Source organism: Pseudomonas sp. (assembly GCF_050739655.1).
Taxonomy (GTDB): domain Bacteria; phylum Pseudomonadota; class Gammaproteobacteria; order Pseudomonadales; family Pseudomonadaceae; genus Aquipseudomonas.
In genome coordinates this window covers 1-2,942 of record NZ_JBOIBY010000627.1, presented here as the reverse complement: position 1 = coordinate 2,942, position 2,942 = coordinate 1, and the positions used below count along the sequence as shown (strand labels likewise).

The window sequence follows — 2,942 nt, the reverse complement described above, 5'->3', positions numbered from 1 at the left end:
ATCGGGCATTTTTGTGAGTGTTCACTCGGGGCCTCCCGGAGCTTGGTTTGGTTCGCACCTCCAATTTCCCGGAAAAGCCCCGAGTGAACAACCTACAGAGAGATCACAGCTAGCCTGCTAGCGATGGATTCCAGAACGCCGCGGTGTTTCAGGCTTCCCGCGTCATCGTTGACGTCCATCGCGAGCAAGCTCGCTCCTACAAAGGGGGATGTTGGCATTTGACATGCGTGTAACATCCGACAAAGCTGCACTGTGCATGAACGCGAACCTGGACTACGGAAGTCGTAATGCCGACCCATAAAAACAAAGCGCCTACAGCAAAGCCTGATTCTCAACCGACCCTGATCAATCGCTATTTTTTCCCCGTCACCATCGGCGTCCTGCTGCTCGCGGTCGCGGGCATCGGCTGGTTTTTGTTGAGCAGCAAACCGGCCACGGTGACCTACGCACCGGTCAGTGCGCCCGCAGCACAACCGGCCAAGCCACAACCTGAACCTCAAGCCGTCGCCATGGCACCGGCAAAAATGGTCGACGAGCAACAATGCCAGGGTTGCCACAGCACCCAGGTCAAAGACTGGCAAGGCTCCCATCACCAGTTGGCGATGCAGCCAGCCACCGCTGAAACCATGCTCGGTGATTTCAACAACGTCACCTTCAAGGCGGAAAACGAAACCACCCGTTTCTCGCGCAAAGATGACGGATTCTGGGTCAATACGCCGGGAATCGACGGCAAGAACGCCGACTTCAAGGTGGCCTACACCTTTGGCATCGCCCCCTTGCAGCAGTATTTAATCGAGGTCGGTGAGGGTCGTCTGCAAGCCCTCGGCGTGGCCTGGGATACCGAAAAACACCGTTGGTTTCATCTCTATCCCGGCCAGGGCGTGACCTTCAAGGACCCACTGCACTGGAGCAAACCCAGCCAGAACGCCAACTTCATGTGCGTCGAGTGCCACACCACCGACTACAAACGCAATTTCGATACCGCCAAAAACTCGTTCGACTCAAAGTGGAACAGCCTCGGTGTCGGCTGTCAGGCCTGCCACGGCCCGGCTTCCAACCACCTGGAATGGACCGCGAAAAAAACCGACCTGATCCATGCCGGTTTCGCCGTCGACCTCAAGGACAAGAACGCCACGGTCGAGATCGAAACCTGTGCCCGCTGCCACTCCCGCCGTGCGCCATTGGGCGATGGCTTCACCGTCGGCAACCGGTTGATGGATGACTATCTCCCAAGCGTCCTGACCCGCGAGTTGTACGCCCTGGATGGCAAGATCAAGGACGAAGTGTTCGAACACGGCTCCTTCGCCCAAAGCAAAATGTTCGATAAGGGCGTGCGCTGCAGCAATTGTCACAACCCCCACAGCACCGAACTCAAGGCACCGGGCAACGGCGTCTGCCTGCAATGCCACAACACCACTGGCAAGACCGCGGTTGAAAGTGTCGATGGCAAAGGCCTGCAAGCGAAAAACTACGATTCGATCGAACACACCCGCCATGCCATGGGCAAACCGGGTTCCCAGTGCGTCGATTGCCACATGCCCGGCAAGTTCTACATGGGCAATGACTTCCGACACGACCACAGCTTCAGTATCCCCAATCCCGAGCGTGCAAAAAAACTCGGTACACCGGATGCCTGCCTGACTTGTCACCAAGGCAAGGCCGGGGACAAGGTCACTGAACAATTCAAGCTGTGGAGCAGCACAAGTACGCCACAGGTTCCACGTTACGACGAAAACCTGTGGCTGATCCGCAATGGCCAGCCCGGTGCCGCGCAAGCCCTTTACGAGCAACTGCAACGCAGCAACCTGCCGGCGATCCAGCGGGCGACCCTGCTGGCCGAGTTGCCGATGTACCCCAGTGAACAGGCGCTGAAACTGGCGACCAGGGACCTGAGCAATTCCGCGCCGCAAGTCCGTGAAAGCGCCATCCATGCGATCAGCGCCTTCCTGCCGCCAGCGGAGCGTGCCCCACTGTTGGCGCCGTTGCTCAGCGATCCGGTGAAAGCCGTGCGCATCGCCGCCGCCCGAGAGTTGCTCAGCGTCGCGCGCAACGGTTTGGGTACGGCGCAAGACGCCTGGAATGCCGCCATCGCTGAATACGAAGCGGTACAGCAAAATCTCGACGAACGCGCCGAGGCCAACCTCAACCTGGCCATGCTGTATCAAGCCAACGGCCGCAGCAGTGAAGTCGAAGACTCGCTGCGTACGGCACTCATGCGCGACCCGGACTTCTACCCGGCATTGGTGACACTGGTGCAATGGCTGGAAGCTAACGGCCGCCAGCAGGAAGCTCATGCTTTGCTCGCACAAAGCCTGAAGGAACACCCCGATGCAGCGCTGTTGCAACACACTCAGGGCCTGTCGCTGGTGCGTGCCGGCAAAGCCGCACAAGCCATGCCCTTCCTGCACAAAGCCGCGCAACTGGAACCGCAGAACCCGCAATACGGTTACGTTCTGGCCGTGGCGCTGCACGACAGCGGCAAGGTCGATCAAGCCTGTGAAGAGCTGGAAAGACTGCTGAAAATACAACCCGCCAACCGCAATGCACGGTTGTCGCTGATCCAGTACTACCTCGACAACGGCCAGGAGCCGAAAGCGCAGGTGCTGCTGCAGGGCTGGAAGAAAATGAACATGGGTGATCCAGCCTTGAAATAACCCCCCTCCTCCCCTATAGGAGCGAGGCTTGCCCGCGAAGGCGTCGGGTCAGTCAGCATCATTGTTGAATGTTCCGGCCTCTTCGCGGCCAGTTCAAGCCCGCTCCCACAGGTTCATGGGTCGACCACAAGATATGTGGACACCACAGAACCCGGTGGGAGCGAGGCTTGCCCGCGAAGGCGTCGGGTCAGTCAGCATCAATGTTGAATGTCCCGGCCTCTTCGCGGGCAAGCCCGCTCCCACAGGTTCATGGGTCGACCACACGATTTGTGGACACCACAAAACCCG

General features: G+C 59.0%; 1 protein-coding gene. It reads left to right on the top strand.

Annotated elements, in window-relative coordinates; genetic code table 11:
* The first annotated feature begins 287 nt into the window (after window positions 1-287).
* Window positions 288-2,654 carry a tetratricopeptide repeat protein gene (locus ACRESJ_RS29910; protein ID WP_431761106.1) on the top strand — a complete coding sequence of 789 codons (2,367 nt, stop codon included), beginning with the start codon at window positions 288-290 and terminating at the stop codon, window positions 2,652-2,654.
* Window positions 2,655-2,942 lie beyond the last annotated feature (288 nt).